Genomic DNA, 26,522 nt, shown 5'->3' on the forward strand with positions numbered 1-26,522 from the left:
GCGCTGGAGGCGCTCGGAATCAGCGGCAAACGCCGTCAGCGTTTGGGCGATGCGACGTGAGCCCAACAAAGCCAGTGGCACTAGCACGAGTAAAACCGCCATAGCAACCAGCATTACGTCGCGTTGCGCGGCCCTAAATGCTGCGGTGAAGTCGGTAACTGGTGCCCAAACGGTGACGCTAAAACTTGCGCCGTCTGCAATTTGAACGGTCTTATGATTGACGACAAAGCGAGCACCTTTGGTGCCCACCGGCTCTACGGCCAAACCGCCCGGACTATTGGTCTTGAGCACCGAGAGGTATGCACTCTTCAACGATTCTGGCTTGGTTAAGGGGGCGATCCTTACGTTATTGAAGTGGGAACCCGAGCCATGGAAAGCCAGCACACGGCCCTTTGCGTCCTGAATTGCAATGGCACCGTTGGGTGGAAGCTTAAGCCGTGCCAAAAATCCCCCCATGGAACGCAGGCTGATATCGGTAGCCAGCACGCCACCTCCAGCAGCCAGGGGCGCTGCGACCGTGATGCCCAATTCATTATTGGAGGCAAATACATAGGGCTCCGTTATGAACAGGCCTCCTCTTTCAGTAGCTCCACCATACCATGGACGTTGCGTGGGTACCAGCTTCGCTGGGCTGGGAGCGATTACCCAACATGGTTCTGTCCTTGTCGAAGAATTGGTAGTCGTCACTGCGACGCCCTTTGCTATCGTGGGTGATGCGACGCACCGCAAAAAAAGTTCTAGCTGGAGCTAGAAGCGCAGCTTGGACTCTTTCATCCCCTTCGACATTAATCATCTGCAAAAAATCGTCATTGCTTAGCGCAAAAAAGTGGGAACCACGCCGTTCGGATTCAGCGTGCCATCTCTCACATAAGTCAGCTGCTCCGCACCTGCACGTACCTTTACCAGCTTAGCATTTTGCAGCACCAAACTTTCCAACTGCATTGAGGCCTGCGCGGCAATCAAAGAGAAACGTTCCTGTGCGGAATCTTCGGAAATACTGGTGAACGTCTGAAACACGGTGCCAAGAAAAATCGCAACCAGTGTGACCACAATTAATGAAGTACTCAATGCGATCCAGTTTTGGAAACGGATTTTGATACCGATCTTCATCGAAAACCCCCTGCGTTTGGTATTAGTTTCGTAGCATACTCGCGATATAAAGGCGTCTGGCAAGATCGCATCCACTCAGGCATTCGGCCACAAAAATCAACTGCAATTTCTCCCAACTGAATGCCCAAGCATATGAATCTGACGGGACTAACAATGTTCTGCACTGGCGCGCGGCTGAGTTATCTCTGTGGGTGTGCAAATCGTTTCAACGTGCCTAATTTCCTTCAGCCACAAGAGACCTCTACACACCAACTAGGGAGTCTTTATAGAAGATCATCCCAATGATTGCTAACAATTGACCATTTAAAGACGTGAAGACTATGAAATCCAAGCCACGCATTGTCATTTGGCTAACGCTCTTGGTCTTGTTGCCCGTTATTCCCTTATTTTTCTTTTCTCTTTACTCGGCCCAGCAGTATGCCAAGGAGCGTCAACTAGCCGTCGAATCTGATTTGACCCAGAGGGCCGAAGCTATCACTAACCACCTTCAGAGCCACCTTGAAAAAACGCTTGGCTATCTGAATGGCCTGGCCGTTTCGGAAGCCAGTAACCAAGGCGATGTCGCTGCGCTCTATCGTGGTGCACTGCGCATCCAAGCAAGCAATCCGGACATAGCAGGCATTTCATTAATTGATCGGGCAGGAAAACTTGTATTTCTAGCACCTCAACCTTTGGGAACTCTACTGCCCACCGGGCAGCCGGAAGCGGTCAAGGAAGTGTTTGAGTTTAAACGGCCTGTTCTTTCCGAGCCATATCAATCTTCCATTTCAAAGTATCTGGTTGTGGCTCTCGGAGTCCCTGTATTTCAGAACGGTGAGGTGATTTATTGCATCCGGGCACTCCTGACTACGGAATCGATTAATAGTGTGTTGAAGCAAATGCCGCTGCCGTTGAACGGCATTTCAGGTGTGTTTAGTCCGAGCGGAGTAACAATCGGACGCTCAAAGGGGCCGGAGTTCATTGGACAGAGTTCACCTAACATTCTTAAAGCAATTCGTGACCACAGGCAAGGCTCTTGGGATGCATTGACCAAGGAGAACGTGCTGACCCGAACGGTGATACGCCCCGTTGGGAACTGGAAGTGGTACGTTGCTGTCGGAGTACCCTCAGAAATACTCAATGCTCCCCTGCGGTCGGAAATAGCGGCTCTGGCCTCCTTCGGTGCTGTGCTCCTTGGTGTGGCTCTGGTAGCTGCCGCGTGGATATCTCGGCGTATCACACGCGGACTCAAGGGGGCGGTGGAGGCCTCGCGGTCCGTGTTGGACGGTACTTTCGTTGCCGAGCGCTCGTCTGGCATCCTGGAAATTGACCAGATGAGGGACAGTCTGACGGCGGTGGACGTGCGCAGCAAATGGCTTGAGCAAAAAGTCTCTGAGCGTACACAGGACTTGACGCAAGCGCGAGCACGACTGGGTCGCTTTGTGGTTGAGCAAGAGCGCGTCGTGGAGGCGGAGCGTCACCGCATTTCCAGAGAAGTGCATGATCAGATCGGCTCCGTACTGACAGGGCTAAAGATGATTTTCCGCGGCATTCCCAAAGGCTGCTTGCCCAGCGACCAGGAAGTCGCATTTCTCGAGGCTCTTGACTTGGGCATTATGATTGCACGACGTATTGCGTCGGAATTGCGGCCCCCGCTGATAGATGATCTGGGCTTGCAAGCAGCTCTACAACATTTGCTGGGAAATATGTCTCGCGCCGGTAGTGTAGCTTTTTCGGTTCAGCTTGAGGACCAGCACCTGCTTGCGGAGCACCAAACTATTGGAGCGTATCGAATTCTTCAAGAGGCTTGTACTAACGTCGCACGACATGCGCAAGCTTCTGAACTGAAGATCTTCGGTGAGCCGGTGAACGACCTCCAGTATCTGATCACATTGTGTGACAACGGCGTCGGTCTTCCCACCCCAGAGTTGCGGCATGGTGGCCTAGGTTTGACGGGCATGCAGGAGAGGGCGAACTTGCTGGGCGGCGCCTTAGAGCTGGATAGCCCGGCCGAAGGTGGTACATGCCTGAGGCTGCGACTACCATTGAATTCACCGGATCAACCATCTACTTTATGAAAATCCTGTTGCTAGAAGATCACCCGATCGTGCGTATCGGACTACACCAATTGGTGGCCAAACGCTGGCCCGAGGCCCTCATGCAGGAGGCACCATCACTTGCAACGGCATTGGAGCTTGTGCGCGAGCAGGTCTTTGACGCGGCTATCGTAGATCTCAACTTACCTGACGCCAAGGGATTGGAAAGCGTTTCCCGATTGCGCCGCGCGGCTCCACAGTTGCATTTGTTAGTGCTAAGCCTGAATGATGAGGTCGCCTATGCTAGCCACGTATTGCAATTGGGTGCTCTCGGTTATCTTACCAAAGACAGAGCGGCAGACGAACTGGTAGTGGCGCTCGAACGCGTCATGGCGGGAGGTCGCTACGTCACCGCAACCCAAGCCGACCATTTGCTCGATCTCGTGTCAGGTAGGGCCTCAATTCTCCCCCACGAAGAACTGTCTGCGCAGGAATATCGCGTCATGCTTCTGCTATCCCAGGACATGCGTTTAACCGAAATCGGCGAATTGATGCACCTATCGCCGAAGACCGTCAGCACCTACCGATCGCGCATTTTAGAAAAACTCGCTCTCGCCAACAATGGTGAACTGATTCGCTATTGCCTGGATCACGGTATAGCCCTCTGAGTGTTTGGCCACTGCCGTAGGCCTTCCCCTACAAGGTAATCCGCCAAACCTGACAGGATGATAGGGTTCTCGCTGCTATTAGAACTCTCGGGTGTGGAAGACACTCAGGGTACCCATTCAAATGCTCAAGCGCTTCATGAATATCCTTATCGTCGAAGACAGCGAGCTGATTTGCAGGCAACTAGTTCGTTTGCTTGAACCGTATCCCGCGATTCATGTCATTGGTACTGCCTCAACAGAGGCAGAAGCAGTGGAGAAAATTCTCAGTAATCCGATTGACGCTGTATTGTTGGATTTATCTCTGGCGTCAGGAAATGGCCTTCAAGTATTGCAGCAAGTAAAAGCCGCTGGGCACAGTGCACGATTCCTGGTATTGAGCAGCAAAGGGGGGCGTTTATTGAGGGATGCGTGCCTTGCTTTAGGCGCCTACGCCTACTACGACAAGAATTCAGAAATCGACGCGTGCTTGGCGCATCTTCAAAGTTGGATACCGTTCTTCTCGCAATACAAAGGACAAGAATAAATTGAAGTATTGAGCATAAACAGTTGGAAGGTAAGGGGAGTATTCAAATCGGACGCAGAGCCGAGAAAGCATGTATGGCCGGATAGACCTACTGCTTAGACCCACTTCAAAGGTAAGAAAATGCGTACTAATTTGCCAATCACCCAGCGTGAATATGAGTTTCCGGCAGACGCCACGCTGATGTCAACCACCGACGCACAAAGCCGCATCGTTTATGCAAATGCTGCATTTATTAGCGTTAGCGGTTTCGAACGCGAAGAAATCATTGATCAGCCGCACAATTTGGTACGCCACCCTGACATGCCAACGCAGGCGTTCGCCGACATGTGGGCCACATTAAAGGCCGGGCGGTCCTGGACTGCACTGGTGAAGAACCGCCGTAAAAATGGTGACCATTACTGGGTACGCGCGAATGCTACACCCGTAGTGCGCAACGGACAGTTGACAGGCTATATGTCAGTACGCACCAAACCCGGCACAGACGAAGTGCGCCAGACCGAACAGCTCTATAAAAAGTTCAGAGAAAACAAGAATGGCAGCCTGGCCTTTCGTGAAGGCTTAATCGTGCACACAGGGCTTTTATCCTGTATGTCGCTGTTCCAAATTTTACCTGTGCGCTGGCGCATCCGCCTGGCTCTAGCCCTTACCCTGGCCTTGACCTTGGGCTTGGCGGCTGCACTATTTCCCATAGGATCAGCCATGGGTTGGCTGTGTATAGGGTCCCTAGGATTGACTCTGGCAATATCTGTCATTTTGGAAAGCCAGATTTCGCGCCCTCTGGAGGTGGTTTTGCAACAGGCGCTAAACGTAGCCGCAGGCAATCCCGGGGCCAACGTCCAGCTGAACCGGGTGGATGAGATCGGGATGGTCCTGCGTGCCATCAACCAGTCTGGCCTGAACTTGCGCTCGCTGGTTGACGATGTCAGTGAGCAGGTAAACGGCGTACGAGGTGCCAGCGGCGAGATTGCCCAAGGCAACAACGATTTGAGTGCACGTACCGAACAGGCAGCTTCCAACCTGGAGCAAACCGCCGCTTCAATGGAGGAGATGACATCCATTGTTCACAACAATGCCGACACAGCGCTGCAAGCCGCTCATTTGGCTGCTTCTTCTAGCGCTGCAGCAGAACGAGGCGGCCAGGTAATTGCACAGGTAGTGGGTACCATGGGTACCATCACTGATGCCAGCCACAAGATCCGAGACATCATCGGCGTTATTGATGGCATCGCTTTTCAGACGAATATCCTAGCTTTGAACGCGGCGGTTGAGGCTGCGCGTGCTGGAGATCAGGGGCGCGGTTTTGCGGTGGTGGCTGGCGAGGTGCGCGCCTTGGCTAAACGAAGCGCGGATGCGGCCAAAGAGATCGCCACACTTATTAAGGACAGCACGGAGACAGTGGATGCTGGCAGCAAATTGGCTGTCCTTGCCGGCTCAGCCATGGCTGAGATTGTCGCCCAGGCGCAGCAAGTTGCCCACATGATCCGTGAAATGAGCGAATCCACACGTGAGCAGTCTAGCGGCATTGGACAGGTGAATATTGCTGTCGGGCAACTCGACGAGATGACGCAACAAAACGCGGCCTTAGTTGAGCAGTCCGCCGCCGCTGCCGGTAATCTTCAGATCCAGGCAGGCATGTTGGCGGAAGCCGTGGCGGTGTTTAAGGTACAAACCGGCCCCTGTTCCACCATGTCCTTTGTTTCTCACATACCAGCCAATTCGCCGCAAGACAAGCCCCGAATTCAACAAGTTAAAGCTAGACCTACTTTGGTTGCACCCAAGGCGCTTATTCAGCATCGATCCTAGTTCTCAATGCGGGCAAGGCGGTTGTAGTGCGACGGTTCAGAGATTATTTAAGCAGAAAGGCTGCGTTCGAAGTGATGTCTGTTGGTGACGCTCATCAATGTCAGTTCGGGAAGTGGCTTAATAATGAAGGGTATCGGCTGACGCTTAAACGGCGGCGAGAGCAAATTTGCATTGCACATGACGAATTCCCAATGTGATGCTCCTCGGAAAAATGTGTTGCCTCACTTATGGTTAATTTTACAAATGGGTGACAGGCAAAAGCAATACAAATCACCATTTCCCATACGATGATTAGAACATTACACTCCAGCATCTCATCTCGGAATTTTATATAAGAAATATCATCATGTCGAACCAGTGGATTCCTATTTCTTATCATCATTTAAATATACAGATTCAAATATTTCACTTGGAATTGGTTTGCTAACCAAATAGCCCTGCATTTCATCGCAGCTCAATAGAAGCAACTGACGTGACTGCTCCTCGGTTTCAATGCCCTCTGCAACAACCTTCAATCCCAATGAGTGAGCCAAATTTATGATCGTTGCCACGAGCGCAAGTCCCTGTGGACCAGATGTAATATCAGTTATGAATGACCTATCAATTTTAAGTGTGTTCGCCGGCAATTTGGCCAAATAGGCAAGTGAAGAATAGCCTGTACCAAAATCGTCTATCGCAATACTAACCCCCATATCGCGTATTGCCATTAGTTTAGAAATATTCGACTGAACATCGTCCATAATCACGCTTTCCGTAATCTCCAACTCTAGACCATCAGCCGCCTGCTTATTTACACCGATAACTTGTGCGACTTCGGCTAAAAAATTGCGATGCCGAAGCTGCAGAGGAGATACATTGACCGCTACGCGTATCGGTAATAGTCCTGCCATTCGCCAACGAAGGCCATCTTCCACGGCCTTTCCAAGAGCCCAGCGCCCGACCTCATAGATAAGTCCAGTTTCTTCAAGAATAGGAATAAATAAGCTGGGCGGGACCAACCCCGACAGAGGATCGTTCCAACGGATTAATGCCTCTGCGCCTGCCAATTTTCCTGAAATCATATTTATTTTTGGTTGGTAGTGCAAAACGAATTGACCTAGCGCGAGCGCCGCACGTAATCTACTTTCTATGATGAGTGTTTCTGCCGCACGGGTATTCATTTCCGGCCCATAAAACAGTAGTGTTTCTGCCGCACCTTTTGTTCTCGTAAGAGCCGCTTCGGCATTTGCTAGCAATGCGTCAGCTTCTTCACCATCCAACGGGTATAGGGCAATACCCGATTTTCCTGATATCCTTAGCTCAGATCCGCGAATTTGAAACGGCTCGGAAAAACAATGACGATGCAATGTCTCAACTGAAAGGGCAAGTGCGCCTGCATCCAATACATTACGAATAGCAATTCCAAAACAATTAGTGCCAACGCGAGCAATCGTGCCACACTCAATATCGCTTCGTTGGATTCTTGTTGCCACCAATTTCAATAATTCATCGGCAGCTTGCCTTCCCAATGTTTCATTGACGATTCGGAATCGATTTATATCCAGCAAAACCACAGCCACCTGACTATTATTACTATTGAGAGCATGTATATGCTGACTAACTTGCTCAAGAAATAAACTGCGATTTGGCAGGTTCGTCAGAGCATCGTAATATGCCAGGTAATTTAATCTCTCTTCCTTTTCAATATGATCCAGTGCAAAACCGATATCCCCCGCGAGTTCCGTAAGAAGGTGCATTTCCTCATCATCAAAGAAATTAACTTCATCCGCATACAAGGCCAGAACACCTACGGCTCTATCTGACACGACCAAAGGTAGAAATGCCATGGATAGAATCCCTTTTTCGTTTCGCTCACGATAGAAACGACTGGAAGATTCATCATGTATGTCGTTAATAACAATGGGAATCTTCTCCCTGATGGCTCGTACGCCGAGCATACTCTTAACGTGATCTTCTTCTTTCAATGAAAATTTTCCCTTAATAATTTCCAAAAACTCTGTCGATACTCCAGAAGATGCCAGCGGTTCAATTTTTTTGGTGATTTCGTTAACTATTCCTAACCATGCCATTTTAAATTTCCCATGTACCACGGCAATGCGACAAGCTTCCTTGTACAGTTCCCCTCGATCACGAGTGCGCACGATTAATACATTAATACCACTAAGTACTGCATAGACGCGATTTAGTCGAAGCATTCGTACTTCAGCTTGTTTTTGTTCCGTGACGTCCTGAATGGTGTTGAACCAGCGTCCTTTGCCCGTCTGGTGCGTTTGGCTATTAAGTGGATCCATGACTTGCCGTAAGTGAATCCAAATACCATCACCCCGTTTCAGTCTGTATTCAATTGCTTCGGATCGTGCGCCGCGAGCACCTGATTCAATTGCCGTTTTTCGAAAAAGTGCTCGATCAACTGGGTGGATTATCCTAATCCAATCGCGCGTACTTTTGATCATCTGGGCTGGTTCGATACCTATCATTTCGGGCATATTTTCAGGCCAACTCTCAAACTCTCCGTTTGGTCCGGTAATAACATGCGATATCTTTGCCATTAGCTGTGCCCGATGCAATCCCGCTTCTTTAGCTTCTAGCTCATCCGTTGCGCGCTTACGTTCAGAGATTTCAACCTCCAATTGCTCAGCATGTCGTTGCACTATGGCATAAAGGCTGCCGTTTTCGTAAATGCGACCAACTTGAGCAGATAAAACCGAAGCAATTTGCTCGTCTTCATCACTAAATTCAGTCGCCCCCATTTTGTCGCAAAGGCAGATCCATCCATACACGTGCGACAGTGATGCTATTGGAACAATGAGACAAGCGTAAATGGATGGATAACCGATGGGCAATCCAATTCTGGAAGGACTCCCATCTGAGACCCCCATTCGAATGGCGCGATGTTCCGCGCATGCCTTTCCAAGCATACCTATACCAAGCTGTGGCGCAGGCAATTTGTTTAGAAGTGCGGAATCAATTCCACTGGTAAAGAATCGTGCCCTCCCAGTTTCGTTCATGCCATTTACTCCCATCACGGCATACTTGGAGCTAAATAGATCACGCGCCCCAACGCAGAACTTACTTAAAAGAATATACGGATCGCGTTCAGATGCGAGATGAAGATTAAGATCTGTCAGCGCCGCCAAGCGCCTATTTGTATTCTTTAAATCATCGAGTTTCTCAGATAGTTTGTCAGTTATCAATCGCAAATGCTCACGGTCAAAATCTTGCTGAGTGGAGACGATAGGCTCCTTTGCTTCATTTGACAATGATTCGTTAATAGCGTTGAGAATATCTCGGGGATCACTTGGTTTCACGAGCACGCGTAATACTCCGCACGCGCGTGCTAAATTCTGCGCATCTCGTTCACGGTAATGAGCGGTGTAGAAGATCACATCCGTCGCAGCAAGTTCAGGGTCTGCACGTAGCTGGCGGACGAACTCATATCCATCCATGGTTGGCATTAGAATGTCTGAAATGACCAGTTCAGGCCTTTGTGCACGTACCAATGCCAAGGCTTCACGTCCGTCACCAGCCTCAAGTGGTTCGTGACCAGCATGAAGGATTAGTGTTACTACAAGCGCTCGATTCGAGGCGTGATCGTCAACTACTAATATTTTTGCCATGATTAAGGTACCGATTTCCGAGATTGCGCTGGGAAATTAATCCGTAATTCAGTCGGCAGATATGCCTCTATTTGTGCAACAAAAAACTCAGGAGCAATTGGTTTTGTGATGTAATCGTCAAAACCCGCGTCAAGTGCCCTTCGTCTATCCCCAGTCATTGAAAGCGCTGTAACTGCTATGACAGGCACTCGCCGCCACATTGGGCTAGAGTGCAAGATTCGCACAACTTCATAGCCGTTCAAAATCGGTATTTGAAGGTCACAAAGCAGCATATCAACTACCTCAGTCAAAGCCAATTGAAGCCCCACACTACCGTCCGCGGCTTCCAGGGTGGTATATCCTGAGGTATTCAGAAGATATTTCAATAAATTGCGGCTGGCGGTATCGTCTTCAATAATTAAAATTCGGGCGACCATTTTTTCTGACTCCTTGCAACTCTAATACGAACGTACTACCACGCCCCATTTCGCTTTTAAAGTTTTTGTGTCCGCCTAGTGCCTCCGCCAATTTTCTACTTAGATACAAACCAAGACCAGTACCTTCCATTTCGTGCCAGTCGGCAGCCTCTCCGCGCGCAAAAGAAAAAAAATGTGTACCTGATCGTTTTCTGAAATTCCGATTCCACTGTCCTCCACAAAGAAACTCAATTTTCTGGTGCTGTCTTGATCGTCGTGTTCTTGCACAGCTAGGTAGATATGCCCTATCGCGGTGAATTTAATGGCATTTCCTATTAAATTGATCAGAATTTGACTGAGTGCGCGACGGTCTGTATGTAAAATTATGTTCCCTTCGGATTGTTGAACTTCAAATGCCAGCCCCTTGCTTTCAGCTTGCGGTCGCAAACTCCGTGTAACTTCCTGTATTACTTCATAGCAATTGACATCTTCATTGTTTAGCTCCAACTTGTTGGCACCTAGTTTGGCAAGATCAAGTAGATCGTTCATGAGTGAAAGAAAATGCTTTGCAACAGCTTGAACTGTATTAAGCTGCCTCTCTTGCTCTATGGTAAGAGGCCCAGGCAAGCGCATTAACAGTGTTCCAGTAAAGCCAATTACCGCGTTCAATGGCGTACGTAACTCCTGCGACATACTGGCAAAAGATCTGTCTTTTGCCAGAGCAGCGTTTTCGAGTTCAATATTTTTGTCTCTCAAGGCTTGTTCGAATCGTTTACGCTCAGTGACATCGCGTATGGCACTAGAGACGAATAGTTCTTCCTCCGTCTCAAGGTGACCCAGGCTAATCTCCACAGGGAACTCGGTCCCATCTTTGCGGAGTCCAAAGAGCTCCAATCCGGCCTCCATTGATCGGTGCCGTGGTTTTGTAAAGAACCCCACTCGGTTATCAGGATGCCTGTTGCGAAATCTCTCCGGAACGAGCATTTCGATCTTCCGGCTTAGCATTTCTTGCCGATTCCATCCAAATAGATTCACTGCCTGGGAATTCACCAGCACTATCTCTCCTTCGCGTTTGACAATGACCATTGCATCCGTGGCGGATTCCAACAGATCTTTGAATTTATTATCCACTCGTCGACGATCTGTGAAGTCACGTATGGCGCTCAACACCATAGCGCCTTCTTCGGTATTAATGGGACTTAAACTTATTTCCACGGAAAACTCCTCACTATTCTTCCGAATCCCATGCAGAACTAAGCCAGCCCCCCATCATTCGCGTGCACGGTTGTTCAAAGAACCCACTCCTATGATTCAAGTGGGCATTGTGAAAACGTTTGGGGAACAACACTTCCACAGGAGACCCAAGGGGTTCTCCTCGTGTATGGCCGAACAGTTTCTCACCCTGCGAATTAATAAGCACAATGCGGCCTGTGACATTGACCATTGCAATGGCGTCAGGTGTGGACTCCAGAAGATCATGAAACCGGGCTTCAACGAGTTTTGCATCACGTAAAACCTTGAGTCGCGTCACGTCCTTTTTGTTGGAGAGAAAGAACAACAATTGACCATTTGACTGGTGTACCGCTTTCGTGGAAACACTAACATGCACCAGTGTTCCATCTTTGCGGCGGCGGACAGACTCGTACACAGCGAGACCAAGGCGAACGGCATCGTCCTGAATATGGCGCTCTTCATTGATTCGGTCTTGCGGAACAATTAAAGCTGCGAGGTATTGACCTGTTGCCTCGCCTTGACTGTACCCAAAGATACCTTCTGCAGCACGATTCCAATGAAGAATTACACCTTCGGGCGATACGGCAATCAATGCGTCAGGATTTTGCTCCCACAAGATTTTGGTGAACTCAGGCGTCATATAACCCTCGTGTTCTGGCCCCCGCTACGAGGCATTCACTGTTGCGCAACAAGTAGAGTAAAGCTCATCGAGCTACGTCAGTCACTTGATGCAAATCAATTCTACTTTACGCTTTTTCATTTTTCCAACACTTCGTACATGCCCTCGTCCCTTTGGCAAGTTGTGCTTGGAACAAAAATTTTGCGCCCGCGTTCTGAAATGAGACGAAGTAACTTTGAATCGCCCGGATCTTGAGGAGGTTCCATCTTCTAATAGAAAGGAGCCGTGAGAAATTCAACGAAGTTTTCCCCCGAAGTTCGCGAACGCGCTGTGCGTATGGTGCAAAAGCACCGAGGGAATATCGGCGTGTTGGCCTGGCCGGTGGGGTTGATATGCGAGACGCTCGATGTCTCTCGCAGCAGTTTCTATGCATGCTTGAGCCGCCCCAGAAGCGAGCGCAGCCGAACGGATAAGGTGATGGGCACACTGGTGCGCCAAAGCTTCATCGCAAGCGACCGGACCTATGGAGCCCGACACGTATGACATGACGTACTTACCTTAGGGCACAACTGCGGCTTGCATCGCATTGAACGGCTCACGCGTGCAGGCATTGCGTGCACGCCCCAGACGCCGTGGATTACCGCAGGACCGAGGCCAGTGCAGTGCCATTGCCGACAACGTTCTGGACCGTCAATTCCAAGCAGAGGCACCCAACCAGAAGTGGGTGGCTGACTTCACCTACATCTGGACGGCAGAAGGCTGACTCTATGTCGCGGCGGTGCTGGACCTGTATTCGCGTCGGATTATGGGCTAGTCCATGCACGGCAGCATGACTTTACAACTAGTGGCAGATGCCTTGATGACGGCAGTGTGGCGCCGCGGCATACCAGCGGCACCGTTGCATCACTCAGACCAAGGTAGTCAGGGTGTATTCAACTGGTCGTCGCAACAATACTAGGTTGCCGGTTGGAGAAGAGCAACACCATCTCCGCTCGCTTGAGCTTCGACCTTGTGATTTCTCCAGCCACGGGATCTACCGAGTGCAGTTAATAGAATCGTTTGAAAATATCTAGTCCGATCAAGGCAGGCATGGCGTTCACTTTGGAAGGTGTGGAAAGAATCTCCATCGTGATTGAAAAAGCCGCAGGAGGCGTCTATGTCATCTGCTGTAAATCTCTTTTTCACGTTCAATCGCCAGCCTACGGGATTGGACTCCAAGCTTATGCACTACCAAAATCCGGGCGACGTCGCACAGTTTTCAATCATCTCATGACCTAAATCAATCCTTTTGCGGGAGGATTGGCAAAAATGGCCTAATCGCGGGTCACAACAGCCCCTCTGGATCAGATTGGGTCTTCTTTAGCTGACGGTACTTAGAAGAATGTCCCCGGCTTGAACCTCTGGCTTATTTTCGTCAGGGGCACTCTATACAAAAGGCCATTGAAGCAATACATGCAACAGAAAAAACGGCAACACCACCTTCGCGTGCGCGTCAGGGAGTTTCTATTGCCGCCAATTGATGACGGCTTGGTTTTGGGCAACCGGTCGCCCATTGGTCACGTCGCGGTTGGGCGAGCCTTGAGCTTGCTATCTTCAACCTCCTACGAACATCTCCCCATTACGGATGATGTCATCAGCGACATCCTTATCCGAACGGCCATTTTGCGCAAGCTTGATGCACAGACAATAATTGCGTTCGTTCTGCATGAGATTAAGCCTCTCATGAGTGCAGAAGAAATTTTGCATCTTGATCTGGACGTTGAAGTACTGATTGAGACAGGGCGCCGATGAGTGAAGTTCTGCGAATTAGTGAAGCCTTGTGCGATCGCACGCTCCGTGTGTTGGATACACAAAGGTTACGGGATGTTCTGCCTGTAGAAGGCGCCGGTGCAGTCGAAGCTTACGCGGTTTTCAACGAGGACGAGAAGTTCTGTGGATTGGTTATCGCTCGCGAGGCCACGCTCTTCCCGAGCAGAATTTTTGCTGACCTCATAACACGTAAGCAGCCAATACCACTATCTGCGCAGGCCCCACTACAAGGAGCAGTGGAATTCTTCATGACCGAAAAACTCGACTATGCCGTAGTTTTGGACCAGGAGGATCACTACGCAGGAGTTGTCTCACGATATTCAATATTTGCGAAACTCCTCGCGCAAGAGCGAGAACTTCGGGCGGAGCGCACTGAACTTATCGAGCAGTTAGAAGGCGAGTTGGCGCATCACAAAATCGCCGCCACGGTCTTCGATGCTACGTCAGAAGGTATCGTCGTCACCGGTGAAGACCGAATGATACTGCATGTAAACGATGCCTTTTGCAAAACTACGGGATATCACAGTAAGGACGTAATAGGACAGACGCCACGGATACTCGCTTCGGGAAGACAAGATAACGTCTTCTACAAGAATATGTGGAGTTCGATTCTGGAACGTGGTGTTTGGCAAGGTGAGATATGGAACCGCCGGAAAAACGGTGAAATCTATCCTGAATGGCTCACGATCAACAGCGTCGTGGATGAAAAGGACAATGTGACGAACTACGTTGGCGTATTTTCAGATATTAGCTTGCACAAGGAACTTCAGCGTAGTCTTCATAGACTTGCATATTATGACCACTTGACTTCTCTACCCAATCGCACACTCTTTCGTGACAGACTAGACCATTCCATTGCCATGACGAAACGTGAGGGCTCATGTTTTGCTCTTCTGTTTATTGATCTGGATAACTTTAAGCACATCAACGATGCACTGGGGCACCGCGTCGGTGACGAAGTCTTGGCTGAGATAGGGAGACGCCTCCAAGAGGCTTTGAGGGAAACCGATACGGCTTGTCGTCTAGGTGGAGACGAGTTTGCCGCTCTGATCACTCACTACAAGAGTGAAGAAGTCTTGGTGAAGGTGGTTGACAACCTTTTTGGTCGACTTAATGGCCACGTGGTAATTGAGGGTCATGAGGTCTTTGTTACGGTCAGTATCGGTGTAGCACGCTTTCCACAAGATGCGCAGAACGCTGAGGTTCTTCTCAGCAATGCTGATATCGCCATGTACCGAGCCAAAGATGCGGGGCGCGAGCAAGTGTGCTTCTACACGGCGGACATGAACGAACGCATTGCGGAGCGATTGAGGATTGAAAATGCCTTGCGGCATTCACATGAAAGTGGAGCATTTTGGTTGGCTTGGCAGCTTCAAGTTGACCTCCTCACAAACACGGTCACGGGTGCAGAAGTCTTGATGAGATGCTCCAGCCCTGAGATTGGAGATATTGGTCCGGGCACATTCATTCCTATTGCTGAATCAAGCGGACTTATCGTCATTCTGGGTGAGTGGGTTCTGCAGCAAGCTGTACAGGAGGCAGTGCGTTCCTTGGCTCCTACGATTCCCAAGGGGTTCCGGGTTGCAGTCAATATGTCACTGCTGCAACTCAGCCAGGCGACAATAGAGCGAACGCTTGCAATGGCAGATATATTGGCAACGCGTGGATTCGTTCTGGAGATCGAAATTACGGAATCTGCCTTGATGAAGGACTCAACCCACGCGACGCAGTTTTTGCAGAAGTTGTGTGACCACGGTGTCGAGATTGCTGTGGACGACTTTGGGACGGGGTTTTCTAATCTTTCACGCTTAAAAGACATGCCAATTCATCGGATAAAAATAGATCAGTCGTTCATTCGCGATTTTTCGTCCCACAACGAAAGTGCCATGCAAATTGTCAAAGCTATCATTGCCATGGGCCATTCACTAAACCTTAAGGTCATCGCGGAAGGGGTTGAAACGCATGAACAAGCAACACTCCTCACAGATATGGGATGTGATGAGGCACAAGGCTACTGGTATTCTAAGCCTATCAAGGTGGCTGACCTTTTGCCACAATGGGAACTGCTAAATAGAGGAATTTAATTTCCGTTCTGGACAAGCCAAATGACGCGTTCCGCTATGCGTACTGCACTGTAACTAACGGGAGATTAAATATCTATTAAAAGAACCAAAGGAAAGCACAAGACAGGTAGATTTGGCTCTGATACTCGTAACATGGTGCTTCTAACTGCAAATCCAGTCTGGCGTGCATTGGCGAAGGGTCCAGTTTCACGTGAGACCCAGACCCGCATTAACCTGGCGGCTCCTGTTCTCATAGTTTGGAAACAACTCGAACAATTGAGTCCAGGTAGATCGTAAATCCCATCCGTAGGTATAGCGTGTGAGCACATTTGTTATCTCGCGAGACATGCAGAAATGGGAGTTCGCCTCGTTGAATCTGACGACGTATCAATTTGAGCATCAAGCGCCGAGCAAAACCACGTCCCTGAAAAGCGGGATGTGTGCAAACCCCGCTAATTTCCCGGAACTTGCCGACATGCATTCGTTCACCCGCCATGGCAACCAAATGTTCGCCTTCAAAGATACCGAAATACTCACCAAGTTGAATGGTCTTCAAGCCAAATGGGCCTGGGCGGGTAAGGATTGCCAGTTCGAGCGCCTGAGATGCATGCTCAACACCTAGTCGAATCGCCTCTGGCGCCGAATCGGTACAGGGAATTGGTACATCCCAAACCATTTTGGACATGTTTGTCTCAGCATCAACACGCCATCCTGTTGGAGTAGCACCCGTCCATCCAACGCAATAGAAGTGCTCAGCAGAATTGCAGTAGGGTGCAAGTGCGTCAAAGTTAGGATATTGGGCATCCGCGAAGCCAACAATCGCAGAGAAACCCGGCGCATATCGACGTGCGTCATTAGTACCAACGGCGAATTTTTCGTGTGGCCCGCAAAGGGTATTCCACACGACATTGTCGAGAAGATTTTTCATAGTCGCACCTTCCGTTTAAGCATAAGCAAGGATATACCAATAAATTCATAGCTTACACCCACCCTCAAAGGTGTATAAACTGAATAATATGAACGCTACTGATTGGGTTGAAATTAGACTAATTTAATGCCGACACGCCTTGTGCACTCAAATGCGGCCCACTTCGGTTGCTTGTTTTAGAAAGTATTGCTGCGAGGCCGTCAGATTTTCCGGATGCTACTGACCTGCCGAGAGCAATTACGTTGCAGCCAGCAACAAACGCTTCAGGTGCGTCTGAATTGCACAAAGTCATGTCCCCACTGACGGTTTCCTCTGCAATATTTTCGACCAATTCAAGTCACCATTTGACCGCAATAAGTACGTTGCCGAACGCTATGAACAGTTGTTGAAGAGAGTTAATTTGGGCCATCAGAAGGCTGACTTTCGTATGTTCCCGCTTCCAGCCCGTGTCAGAATTCAGCTTGGCCGGGCAGATTCAACCGGTCGATGCAACACACTAAATACTGCGTTGGCAGAAGGAATGTTGTAAATGAAATACCGGTCAAATACCTTTTACACGGATAGCCAGAAGGCATTGATGTGGGAGCGCTGGAAGAAGGACGTCCCTCGAACAGATAGCAACTCTATTCGACCGGCAGCATGGGACTGTGCGGGGTATCCTGACGTTGACTGAGGGGATACGTCCACCAGAGCGCAGTCGCAGGGAGTTCGCCCTGATCTTGGAGGAACGCGAAGAGATCTCCCTTGCTATAGTCGCAGCCCAACTGCGTATTCCAGTCAAGCCCGGCCACCCATTCCAGCGAAAAGTAGGCCAGTTATTCTGAATAGCGCTGCCACAATTAGCCGTGCGCATTAACCAAGTGAAACGGTAGCCTAGACCATGCTCTTGAATGTCTCCGCCGCTGATTGCGGGTGTTCACGATGGACGGCTTTACGCTCGATCAGTTTACCCAGGACGCAATGCAAAGCATGATGCTTCCTGCTCATGCCAGAAAGTCTAGATCGGGGAGGGTCGGTTGACGTGCTCGCCCTCGATCGGATGTCGGCATTAGGACTTTCGACTTACCACTGGGCGGTTACACGTATGGCGTAGCGTTTAATCGGCGTGCCATCCGGGGTAATCTGCTCGGATTCGCCATTCTGAGCGTCTACCCTACTGAAACCAGCTTGGAGAAACAACGTGCTCCATTCTGAGGCACTTCGCAGGTGAAAGCCAAATTCCGGGTGCGCAAATTGTGGGCGTGCGCGCAGATCAAGGGTGCTCATGACGGCGAAGCCGCCGGGGCGCATGACGCGATGAATTTCCATGAGTGCCTTAATTGGGTCTGTCCAGAAATGGATTACGCCGATGGCGAAGACGCGGTCAAAACTGGCATCAGCGAAAGGCAAGTGCTCGGCGGAGGCGAGATGAAAGCTGGCGCGGCCAGCGACAACGAAGGCCGCGTTAAAGCTATTCGCCTCGTCAACCATGGTTTGTGAGATGTCAACGCCTGCATATCGGACCCCATCGGCAAGGTCAATCACATCGGGCACTGCCCGACCATTGCCAAAACCGATTTCGAGCACATGACAGTCGACTTGCACTCCGAGCAGGGCGAGGGCCTGAGAATTACCCTCCCTGTTATTGACATTGAGCCACTCCGCGACCTCAATGCCGACTGGCCCCACTGGATTAGCCAGTTGGCGGGCCTGCTCGGCGGGATGAAGCGAGCTGAAGATGGTCATTTGTGCTTGTTGATCTCGGTGCACGCGGCACCGGAGAAAATAAATAATGCGCTGACCAACAACATCGGTGTCACGAGTATCATATGCATTCTCCTGCTGGAAATTTTACAGTAGAAGGAATGAAGCGAAACCGACTACTCACTTGAAGGTGGACGTCCTGTTTCGCGGCACTGCCGCAGTAGGTGATGCAGCTTGGACAGTCAACAACTTCAACCTCTTTGGTACCAACTTTATACGACTGCAGTACGCGACCAAGCTGCTGCTTGCTTCAAGGCAGGTAGCCCTCTATCAGCGCAATACTACCAGTGGCGGCTCGCTGGCGAACACCCTTGAGCGGTGTGTATTCTGCGGAAAAGTAGAAGGCTTTAAGCGCTGTCATGTCTGGAAATTCGAGAATGACCTGGCGCTGGGCATTTGCATCACCCTCAACCACTTCCACTGCACCTCCGCGAACGAGGTAGCGCCCGCCATACTTGGAAATGATTGCTGGCACCTGCGCAGCGTATTCTTTGTACAAGACCGTGTCGTGGATCTGAATATTGCCGTGAAGGTACGCTGTCATTTGGAATTACTCCTTTGCTGTGGTGACGCTACTCTAAACCACCTCGCTCAAGCATCGCCAATTCGCTTGCGTTGGTATCTTGTAAGCGAGGGAAACCAAGTGTGGCTGAACAGGCCACCTAGGATCGGGGACGTCGCCCCAAGACCTGCAAGCTTGTGGAGAATAGAGCGCTGGCAAAGATTGTGGCCGGCAAGCTGCAATTGCAGTGGTCGCCAGAGCAGATTGCTGGGTGGCTTAAGTACGCTTATGCCGACGACGAGAGCTATCACGTGTCACACGAAACCATCTATCGCAGCCTCTACATACAGGCCCGTGGGGCATTGAAGCAGGAGCTACTGCAACATCTCCGGCGTACGCGAGGAATGCGTCGCTCGCGCCATCACACGCAAAAGACGGACAACCATGGCCAGATAACCTCCAGTCAAATAACCGCTAGTACCCTGGCGCTGGTCAGATTTCCGAACTTGCTTGCCTTGGCCGCAATCGCCTGGAACGCTTCTGACATGACCTGCGTATCCAGGATACGTTCCCAAGTGCTCTATCGAATTTACATAGTAGGTGATGATCAGTTGGTCCATTTTTGGATCAAAAACGGGAACCACTGCGGCCATGTCAACACTATCGTCAAAAGCGGCTCTAGCCTCAGGCAATAGGGCGAGCGCGTCCTTCAAATTTTGTCGTGAGATCTGATACATGCGCTGCACCAGTACCGGTTGCGCTGTGATTTCACCAAACACCGTTCGATAGACATAGGGGCCGAACACCTCACCAGCTGGATTCGCTTCACGTTCCTTCACAAGCGCCGAGGTTTCAGCATCCTTTGAAGCGGCCATAAAAGAGTTACTCCCCGCCCGGAAATAAGCATACCGTGCAAAAGTCTCAATATTTCCGGTATCCACTCCCATGACTACTTTGAGAACGCGCACTGCGGCCCCCGCCTTGGTGAAAATTGCCGCTCCTCTTTTACTCTCTCCAACGCCAATTCAAATTGGCCAGCAGTCGGCACCATGATTCGTCTTGCAATTACAGATATATAGCTCTCCTGATAAATTTGAAAGGTCTTGAAATAGTTCTAAAAATGCAGGACGCAAACCCGACCAATTGCAAAGCTAGCATGGGCCGGTTCAACCCAGTCCAAATGAGGGCATCTACTTCACCTGGACATTGGAAAACGAGATGTCGGATTTGCCGATGTTCTGCTCGGCATACGGCCGGCTTGGCTCTTGAACATATACCTCCCCGACGCTGCGGACCATTTTTTCCGTTTTGCCATCCGAGTAAGTCCTCAATACGGTGCCGCCGCTCAATACACGGACGACCTTGTAATCTGCATAATTCTCGATTACCAGTTGTCCAGGCTTCCACGTGACCTCTGTGACTTTTACTTTTTCGTTGTCCAGCATAACTTTTGTTGTGGGGGCTGAAGCACCCGGCACGTTGGGCGAAGCCACATCGGCGCTGGCGAGTTGCATCCACTGGTTTCCCGATTGACCTGCACTGTTTAGTGTACGGTACTGGGCAACATTTTCAGCCGTCAGGTCGTCGGTCGTTGCGGCGGAGACCCCAAAGGACTGAAAACAAACAACGCATGCGATAGCGGTGAAGGGGAAGAGTTTCATCTTTTGATCCTCGTAGATGTGTGACAGGCTTGCAATGATCACCAATTGACCGGCGTTGCGATTTCATTCTTTGACAATTGTCGGCTTGGTACGTTGCAAGTTGAGCCAAACCATGTAGCATTCAGCGACAACATGGGGTGGCAAATAAATCTATCGGTCATTCCATGAACAAGTGGGTAACGCCCTGGGAGAGCTTGTTCTGTGGATCAATATATTTTCAATTCCGACGAAATCAGGCCCAAAAACCGGCCTTCTCTGATTCGGGATGTTGCTAACAGCCATTTCAATCTGGATGTCCGCCTGGGAAAAAGTGGAATTGAAACCCCATTTGCAGATATCAGGGTCAACAAAGGAGTGTTGGCAACCCACCTGCAGGTCAGTACGTCATGGAGCGAAGTGGAGCGCTCAAAGGCCCAGGCACGACGCAGCGACAACGGCAATCTACTGATTTATCTCATCCAACGCGGTGGGAGCTGGTTTCAGAACGAAAGCGGGCAAGAGTTCAGAACCCATAGCGGCTCAGTCGTGGTGGGCAGCCAGGCATCGGTCTACCGCGCCGTGGCCGCAGAAGGGCAGGCCTGGGGATTTCAGGCCTTGAGCATTGCACCGGGTCAGTTGCTACATTCGGCAAACGGCATTCGTCAATGTGGTTTCAGAATGCTGCCGGACGGCTGCGCAATGCAGCACATCCTGTCTGCCTATCTACGAGACTTCTTTGATCAGTTCAATGGTTTGTCGACGCCTGAATGCCTTGCATCGCTGCGGGCTCTTGACCATTTGTTGAAGGCCGCCTTATTGCATGGCGAGACGATATCAGACGAAGCGCATGATGTGATTTCTCACCAGCGTTTTAAAGACGCCATGCAATTCATCCACTCGAATTTGTTGAACCAGCAACTTTCCTCCGCTTTGGTTGCACAACATGTGTGCATTTCCGAACGGCAACTGCAGCGAGTCTTTGCATCTCAACGCGTTTCTGTTGCAAGTGTGGTCAGAAAATTGCGGTTTGAATTGGCACTGGAACTCCTTCAGACCTCCACCCTGCCGGTGACGGAAATCGCCTACAAGACTGGTTACGACTCCCTGTCCACGTTTTACAGAGCGATCAAGAAGTCAAAGGGGTGTACCGCAACGGACATTCGGCATCAAGTGATGAATATCTAGTTTTCGACGACCGTGGTTGATCGCACCCGTCGTCATAGCTCGATCAACCAAGGAATCAGAATGCGAGCTACTGCTTGCCGTGAAATCGTATGTCAGATCCCCACTTTTCATTCCGATGTCAGCCTGCCAGAGTCAACTGCATGAGGCTTCAGCAACTTCGAGAAGGCCAACCCGATTATGTCGCTGGGTAACCGGATTGTTGGCGCGCCTAGTTCAACCAAAAATGCGGACAACTCCAGAGATCCCAAGATGCACCAGACGCGCAAGGGCCAGCAGTGCTGCTTTGACATGAAATGTGGTCGACCACATTTCATGCTTAATGTGTTGTTAGTCCATGTGTGGCGCCCGGCGGCATAGCCTTCTGGAGGGCCGTCGCTGAGCACCACATAAATTTCACTGGCCACGTAGATTCGGGTCCCTTCGTTTCATAGGGGGATCAGATCATGTTCGAGAATCTGTATCGGTACTCGCGCGTCTTGGCCCACCATCTCGATGGACCGGCAGCCGAGGAGCGAGACCGTTTTGTCGCGCATTTTTCGGCGCCTGGGGCCGCGAGAGATTCAGTTTCGAATCGTACAGCATGTGCCTGCCGGCACAACTGAGCCTCTTTTGGCTTGCAACAAAACTGCCAGTGCAGACAGTAGGTAATTAGTATTGCATACTCATCTTCTCACCTCATTTTGAGCTTACCAAAATATGGCACCCCACAAGCGCATCGGACAATCATGGGCGGTCTTCGTCACGATATTGATGTTAGCGGTGACATTTTTCTATTGGCATAACGAAGAGCGTGAGCTGACTCAAAGGCGTGAAGACGGGTTTAGTCAAGCAGCTGACCAGATCGCGCTCAACATTGACCGACGGCTTGCCACCTTTGAATTGGCCTTGCGAGGCGTCAAAGGATTTGTCGAGAACTCTGATGTGGTATCGCGTGCCGAGTACCGGGGCTATTTCCAGGCGCTTCAACTGCCAGAGACACTACCGGGTATGCAAGGACTTGCCGTAGCCAGCTTGGTGCTCAAAGCTAGCCGCAACCGCCATGCGGATGAGATGCTCAAAAGAGGATATGCCAACTACCGAATCCACCCTGAGGGAGAACGTGCACAGTACGCCCCCATTACATTGATCGAGCCCTACAGTGGTCAAAATGTCACCGCAATCGGGTTTGACATTGCTTCAAACGCACAGGTGGAGCCAGCGCTAAGGCTGGCTCGCGATACCGGAAGCATGGCACTAAGTAACACTACCAATTTAGTGCAAGATGGAGGTAAAGACCTCAAAGCAGTGGTGATGTATTTGCCAATTTACTCTCGGGGTAAACCAGTAATCACTCTGCGTGACCGACGTGCAGCCATTTCGGGCTGGGTGAGTGGACCGTTTCGTGTGTCTGACCTAATCATTGGGCTGGGCAAGCAGCTTGATGCTGATATTGGTATTTCCCTGTATGAGGGAGATGACCTGTCTCTTGCGCACTGGCTCTATGGGGAGCGTAGCCCTGTGCGGCCTGATGCCAAAGACAATCACCTTTACACAACTCGAACATTGAATGTAGGTGGACAAAGGTGGACGCTGCTTATGCGTTCACTGCCCGACTTTGACGCAAAATACGTTGGTGAAGATAGCCACAAAATCATCGCTACATTTGGTGGCGCGTTTAGTTTGTTGATGGGGTGGGTGGCATGGTTGCTGGCAACGGGTCGCGATCGAGCGCTGACCATGGCTCATGCAATGACGCAAGAACTGCGTGCAGTGCAAGCAGACCAAGACGCAACGCTAGACGCCTTGCCCGATGTGTTGTTTGAGTTGGATCTGGACGGGCGGTATTACAAATACCGCACGTCTCGCATGAATTTACTGGCTGCACCGCCAGAGTTTTTTTTGGGCAAGCTGATCAGCGAAGTACTGCCCCACACTGCTGCAAAAATCTGTAGTGAGGCTTTGCGCGAAGCTAATTTGTACGGCTTCTCTGTTGGTCGGCAGATTGACATCCCACTTGGCAATGAGCGCCACTGGTTTGAATTGTCGATTGCAAAAAAGGCCGAGGTTCCGAACGAGTCTCAACGCTTCATTATGATTTCGCGCGACATCACTGAACGCAAGCGGGCCGAAGAAGCCCTGCGGATCGCCGCCACAGCATTTGATTCTCAGCAGGGCATGGCCATCACCAACGCGCAGCGCGTAATTCTGCAGGTCAACAGAGCTTTTACGGTCATTACCGGCTATAGCTCCGAAGAGGCGGTGGGGAAGACGCCAAGCATTTTGGCGTCTGGTCGGTATGACAGTGCCTTTTACGCCACCATGACGCAAGCCCTTGAGACCACTGGTGAATGGGCAGGTGAAATATGGAACCGGCGCAAAAGTGGCGAGGTCTACCCAGAGTGGCTCTCCATCAGCGCAGTGAAAGACAACGAGGAAAATATAACCCATTTCGTGGCCATCTTTAGTGACGTTTCTGATCATGTCCAGGCTTTGGCCCAAATTGACGCTTTGGCATTTTATGATCCGCTGACCCAACTACCCAATCGTCGCTTGCTGCTCAACCGGCTGGACCAGTCGCTGCACGCCAGTACCCGACACGCGCGCAAGAACGCCTTGCTCTTTATCGATTTGGACAACTTCAAGACTATCAACGACACGCTGGGCCACAGTCAGGGCGACTTGTTGCTGGTGCAGGTGGCACAGCGCCTGAAAGGTTGTGTGCGCGATGGCGACACGGTAGCCCATTTGGGGAGTGACGAATTCGTGGTGATGCTGGAAGATTTGAGTGAAGACGAAATTGAGGCAGCTACCCACGCTGAGACTGTGGGTCGTAACATCCTCAAGACTTTCGAAGAAGACTTCCAACTAGCTCAAAGTTTGCACCATAGTACGCCCAGTATTGGAATTACCCTGTTTGGTGGCAGTGCTCTGGAAGGCAGTGAACAGCCGCTTCGAAGAGCTGAGCTGGCTATGTTCCAGGTCAAAGCTGCCGGGCGCAACACGCTGCGATTCTTTGATACGCAAATGCAGGCAGACGTCTCAGCTCACGCGGCCATGGAGGCCGATTTGCGTGAAGCTGTGGTCAAACAACAGTTCCTGCTGTATTACCAACCGCAAGTTGTCGGAGGGGGGCACGTCGCGGGGGTAGAGGCGCTAATACGCTGGAACCACCCCCATCGCGGCATGGTGTCACCAGCCCATTTCATTCCGCTGGCCGAGGAAACCGGACTGATTTTGCAATTGGGTCAATGGGTGCTCGATACTGCATGCGTTCAACTGGCAAAGTGGGCCAAGTTGCCCGAACTGTCGCACCTGACCATTGCGGTGAATGTGAGCGCGCGCCAGTTCCAACAACCCGATTTTGTGGAAAGCGTTTTGGCCACACTGGAACGGACCAACGCAAACCCGAAACGACTTAAGTTGGAGCTCACCGAAAGCATGCTGGTGGATAACGTGGAGGCCATTATCGTCAAGATGGGAGCGCTCAAGGCTCACAGCATTGCATTCTCTCTGGACGACTTCGGTACTGGATATTCCTCCCTGGCATACCTCAAGAGGTTGCCGTTGGACCAGCTCAAGATTGACCAAGGCTTTGTGCGAAACATAGTTACAGACCCCAACGATGCAGCCATTGCAAAAATGATTGTGGCGTTGGCAGAAAGCATGGGGCTGTCAGTAATTGCGGAAGGGGTCGAGTTGCAAGCGCAGGCTGACTTCCTGGCGCATCTGGGCTGTCATGCATTCCAGGGTTACCTGTTCGGAAGACCGCAATCGGTGCATTCCATTGAGGAGTTAGTAGTGAAGAAAAAATAGAACATACAGAAGGTTAGGCGCGGGCTTGTCCTGCGTGTACCGCGTATAACGTCATAAGTGAGCGTCGTCAACAGTGCCAATACCGTCAGCTGCTCACCCCCAGTTGCTGTGCAGGTAAAAGCTAGACCGGAAATTAAGAAACCATGGACTTGGATGGGCATCAATCTTTAGTGACCGCCCCACGGGTGAAGCATGGGGCGCACTGGATGAATACGCAAAAGCAGCACTTTGGATGACACCCTAAGCACTTGCAATCAACTGAGTTGGAAGGGCGCTTGCTCCCATTTCTCAGAGGGGCTCCGAATTGATGCTCGCCAGGCTCACAGTCACTCAGTTGCGATTGGCATTCCAAGCGGCGGCCTCTAGAAGTGCCATCTAGGAGATTGTTGCCCAAGTGGGGCTGATGTCTCATGATGCCAGTGGGCTTTAATGGCCCCCGCGCCTACCTCACTGGCACGCCCGTAGCCAAAAAGATCTAACCCAGCCCAGTGCTGGGTTCCTTTTTTGGATGACTCATACTTATGATCCACCGCTGCGGTGCATCAATCGGTGGAAAACTAAGCTGATAACACTAAAAAGCGAGCCAAGATTTTGCTGTGGGGGGTGTGCTCAATATGGCGGCAGGTTGTACGAAAGATTGGGTATTGGTCCATCTACAAAGTCCCCCAGTACGGCGTTAAAGCACCTAGACCTGACACCTCGTCGGGTTCGCAGAAGAATGTGAATCTGGCCTCACGTCAGTTGATGCATATTGAGCACATTCTGTGTGAGGAAGTCGATCTTCCTTTTTAAGGAGAGATGGATTTAATTTGCAAATTGCTCGTTCGCAATGTGCCAGATAGGACTAATTCATTTTGCTTTAATTCCAAGCCTAACG

At 50.6% G+C, this 26,522-nt stretch carries 18 protein-coding genes and 5 pseudogenes; 12 read left to right on the forward strand and 11 right to left on the reverse strand.

Features of this window, described 5'->3' with window-relative positions:
* Together AC1RMF_RS24495 and AC1RMF_RS24500 are read right to left on the reverse strand one after the other, a co-directional pair.
* Window positions 1–486, reverse strand: a 486-nt coding sequence (locus AC1RMF_RS24495; RefSeq protein ID WP_493145013.1) for a hypothetical protein, incomplete at its 3' end; no start/stop codon positions are given.
* Window positions 487–813: 327 nt separating this feature from the next.
* A complete protein-coding gene (locus tag AC1RMF_RS24500; RefSeq protein WP_493145015.1) occupies window positions 814–1,110 on the reverse strand; it encodes a hypothetical protein in 297 nt (98 codons plus the stop codon).
* 320 nt (window positions 1,111–1,430) lie between these two features.
* Between AC1RMF_RS24500 and AC1RMF_RS24505 the strand changes: the two genes are divergently transcribed.
* The 4 genes from AC1RMF_RS24505 to AC1RMF_RS24520 all read left to right on the forward strand — a co-directional run bounded on the left by AC1RMF_RS24505 (window position 1,431) and on the right by AC1RMF_RS24520 (window position 6,119).
* Window positions 1,431–3,167: a sensor histidine kinase gene (locus tag AC1RMF_RS24505; protein WP_493145016.1), complete on the forward strand. Its 1,737-nt coding sequence runs from the start codon at window positions 1,431–1,433 to the stop codon at window positions 3,165–3,167.
* Window positions 3,164–3,793, forward strand: coding sequence for a response regulator (locus tag AC1RMF_RS24510; protein WP_493145017.1), 630 nt, complete (start codon window positions 3,164–3,166; stop codon window positions 3,791–3,793). The genes AC1RMF_RS24505 and AC1RMF_RS24510 overlap by 4 nt, the downstream gene beginning before the upstream one ends.
* Before the next feature lie 136 nt (window positions 3,794–3,929).
* Window positions 3,930–4,316 carry a response regulator gene (locus tag AC1RMF_RS24515; protein WP_493145019.1) on the forward strand — a complete coding sequence of 129 codons (387 nt, stop codon included), beginning with the start codon at window positions 3,930–3,932 and terminating at the stop codon, window positions 4,314–4,316.
* Between the two features lie 120 nt (window positions 4,317–4,436).
* On the forward strand, window positions 4,437–6,119 hold the full coding sequence (locus tag AC1RMF_RS24520; RefSeq protein WP_493145021.1) for a methyl-accepting chemotaxis protein: 1,683 nt from the start codon (window positions 4,437–4,439) through the stop codon (window positions 6,117–6,119).
* A 365-nt stretch (window positions 6,120–6,484) separates the two neighbouring features.
* Here the strand turns inward: AC1RMF_RS24520 and AC1RMF_RS24525 are convergent, their stop codons facing one another.
* The 4 genes and pseudogenes from AC1RMF_RS24525 to AC1RMF_RS24540 all read right to left on the reverse strand — a co-directional run bounded on the left by AC1RMF_RS24525 (window position 6,485) and on the right by AC1RMF_RS24540 (window position 12,004).
* Window positions 6,485–9,736 (reverse strand): EAL domain-containing protein, encoded by a 3,252-nt coding sequence (locus AC1RMF_RS24525; RefSeq protein WP_493145022.1) that lies wholly within the window; start codon window positions 9,734–9,736, stop codon window positions 6,485–6,487.
* 2 nt (window positions 9,737–9,738) lie between these two features.
* Window positions 9,739–10,152, reverse strand: a complete 414-nt coding sequence (locus tag AC1RMF_RS24530) for a response regulator (RefSeq protein ID WP_493145024.1) — start codon at window positions 10,150–10,152, stop codon at window positions 9,739–9,741.
* Window positions 10,127–11,304: pseudogene (locus AC1RMF_RS24535) on the reverse strand (PAS domain-containing sensor histidine kinase). Before AC1RMF_RS24535 ends, AC1RMF_RS24530 begins: the two are co-directional and overlap by 26 nt.
* Before the next feature lie 55 nt (window positions 11,305–11,359).
* Complete coding sequence (locus tag AC1RMF_RS24540) at window positions 11,360–12,004, reverse strand: PAS domain-containing protein (RefSeq protein WP_493145026.1); 645 nt, start codon at window positions 12,002–12,004, stop codon at window positions 11,360–11,362.
* A 318-nt stretch (window positions 12,005–12,322) separates the two neighbouring features.
* Between AC1RMF_RS24540 and AC1RMF_RS24545 the strand changes: the two are divergent.
* The 3 genes and pseudogenes from AC1RMF_RS24545 to AC1RMF_RS24555 form a co-directional block, all read left to right on the forward strand.
* A pseudogene (locus AC1RMF_RS24545) lies at window positions 12,323–12,908 on the forward strand (IS3 family transposase); the annotation flags it as partial.
* Window positions 12,909–13,435: 527 nt separating this feature from the next.
* Window positions 13,436–13,774 carry a hypothetical protein gene (locus AC1RMF_RS24550; RefSeq protein WP_493145028.1) on the forward strand — a complete coding sequence of 113 codons (339 nt, stop codon included), beginning with the start codon at window positions 13,436–13,438 and terminating at the stop codon, window positions 13,772–13,774.
* Window positions 13,771–15,876, forward strand: a complete 2,106-nt coding sequence (locus tag AC1RMF_RS24555) for a putative bifunctional diguanylate cyclase/phosphodiesterase (protein WP_493145030.1) — start codon at window positions 13,771–13,773, stop codon at window positions 15,874–15,876. Before AC1RMF_RS24550 ends, AC1RMF_RS24555 begins: the two co-directional genes overlap by 4 nt.
* A 229-nt stretch (window positions 15,877–16,105) precedes the next feature.
* Here AC1RMF_RS24555 and AC1RMF_RS24560 read toward each other — a convergent pair whose 3' ends face one another.
* Window positions 16,106–16,783 (reverse strand): GNAT family N-acetyltransferase, encoded by a 678-nt coding sequence (locus AC1RMF_RS24560; RefSeq protein WP_493145032.1) that lies wholly within the window; start codon window positions 16,781–16,783, stop codon window positions 16,106–16,108.
* 529 nt (window positions 16,784–17,312) lie between these two features.
* Between AC1RMF_RS24560 and AC1RMF_RS24565 the strand changes: the two are divergent.
* Window positions 17,313–17,541 (forward strand): annotated as a pseudogene (locus tag AC1RMF_RS24565) (IS30 family transposase); the annotation flags it as partial.
* Window positions 17,542–17,845: 304 nt separating this feature from the next.
* Here AC1RMF_RS24565 and AC1RMF_RS24570 read toward each other — a convergent pair.
* Together AC1RMF_RS24570 and AC1RMF_RS24575 are read right to left on the reverse strand one after the other, a co-directional pair.
* Complete coding sequence (locus AC1RMF_RS24570; protein ID WP_493145034.1) at window positions 17,846–18,508, reverse strand: class I SAM-dependent methyltransferase; 663 nt, start codon at window positions 18,506–18,508, stop codon at window positions 17,846–17,848.
* A 268-nt stretch (window positions 18,509–18,776) separates the two neighbouring features.
* Window positions 18,777–19,070: a DUF1330 domain-containing protein gene (locus AC1RMF_RS24575; RefSeq protein WP_493145036.1), complete on the reverse strand. Its 294-nt coding sequence runs from the start codon at window positions 19,068–19,070 to the stop codon at window positions 18,777–18,779.
* Between the two features lie 122 nt (window positions 19,071–19,192).
* Between AC1RMF_RS24575 and AC1RMF_RS24580 the strand changes: the two are divergent.
* Window positions 19,193–19,483, forward strand: a pseudogene (locus AC1RMF_RS24580) (IS30 family transposase); the annotation flags it as partial.
* On the opposite strand, the gene AC1RMF_RS24585 reads toward AC1RMF_RS24580, so the two are convergent.
* Window positions 19,403–19,996: a hypothetical protein gene (locus AC1RMF_RS24585; RefSeq protein WP_493145038.1), complete on the reverse strand. Its 594-nt coding sequence runs from the start codon at window positions 19,994–19,996 to the stop codon at window positions 19,403–19,405. The pseudogene AC1RMF_RS24580 and the gene AC1RMF_RS24585 overlap by 81 nt on opposite strands.
* Window positions 19,997–20,218: 222 nt before the next feature.
* A complete protein-coding gene (locus AC1RMF_RS24590) occupies window positions 20,219–20,689 on the reverse strand; it encodes a hypothetical protein (protein ID WP_493145040.1) in 471 nt (156 codons plus the stop codon).
* A gap of 201 nt (window positions 20,690–20,890) precedes the next feature.
* Between AC1RMF_RS24590 and AC1RMF_RS24595 the strand changes: the two genes are divergently transcribed.
* The 3 genes and pseudogenes from AC1RMF_RS24595 to AC1RMF_RS24605 all read left to right on the forward strand — a co-directional run bounded on the left by AC1RMF_RS24595 (window position 20,891) and on the right by AC1RMF_RS24605 (window position 25,645).
* Window positions 20,891–21,853: a helix-turn-helix transcriptional regulator gene (locus AC1RMF_RS24595; protein WP_493145042.1), complete on the forward strand. Its 963-nt coding sequence runs from the start codon at window positions 20,891–20,893 to the stop codon at window positions 21,851–21,853.
* 195 nt (window positions 21,854–22,048) lie between these two features.
* Window positions 22,049–22,147, forward strand: a pseudogene (locus AC1RMF_RS24600) (IS5/IS1182 family transposase); the annotation flags it as partial.
* Window positions 22,148–22,549: 402 nt separating this feature from the next.
* Entirely contained in the window at window positions 22,550–25,645 is a 3,096-nt protein-coding gene (locus AC1RMF_RS24605; RefSeq protein WP_493145044.1) for a bifunctional diguanylate cyclase/phosphodiesterase, read from the forward strand.
* Window positions 25,646–26,522: the final 877 nt, after the last annotated feature.

This window comes from Rhodoferax sp. GW822-FHT04A08, assembly GCF_058801025.1.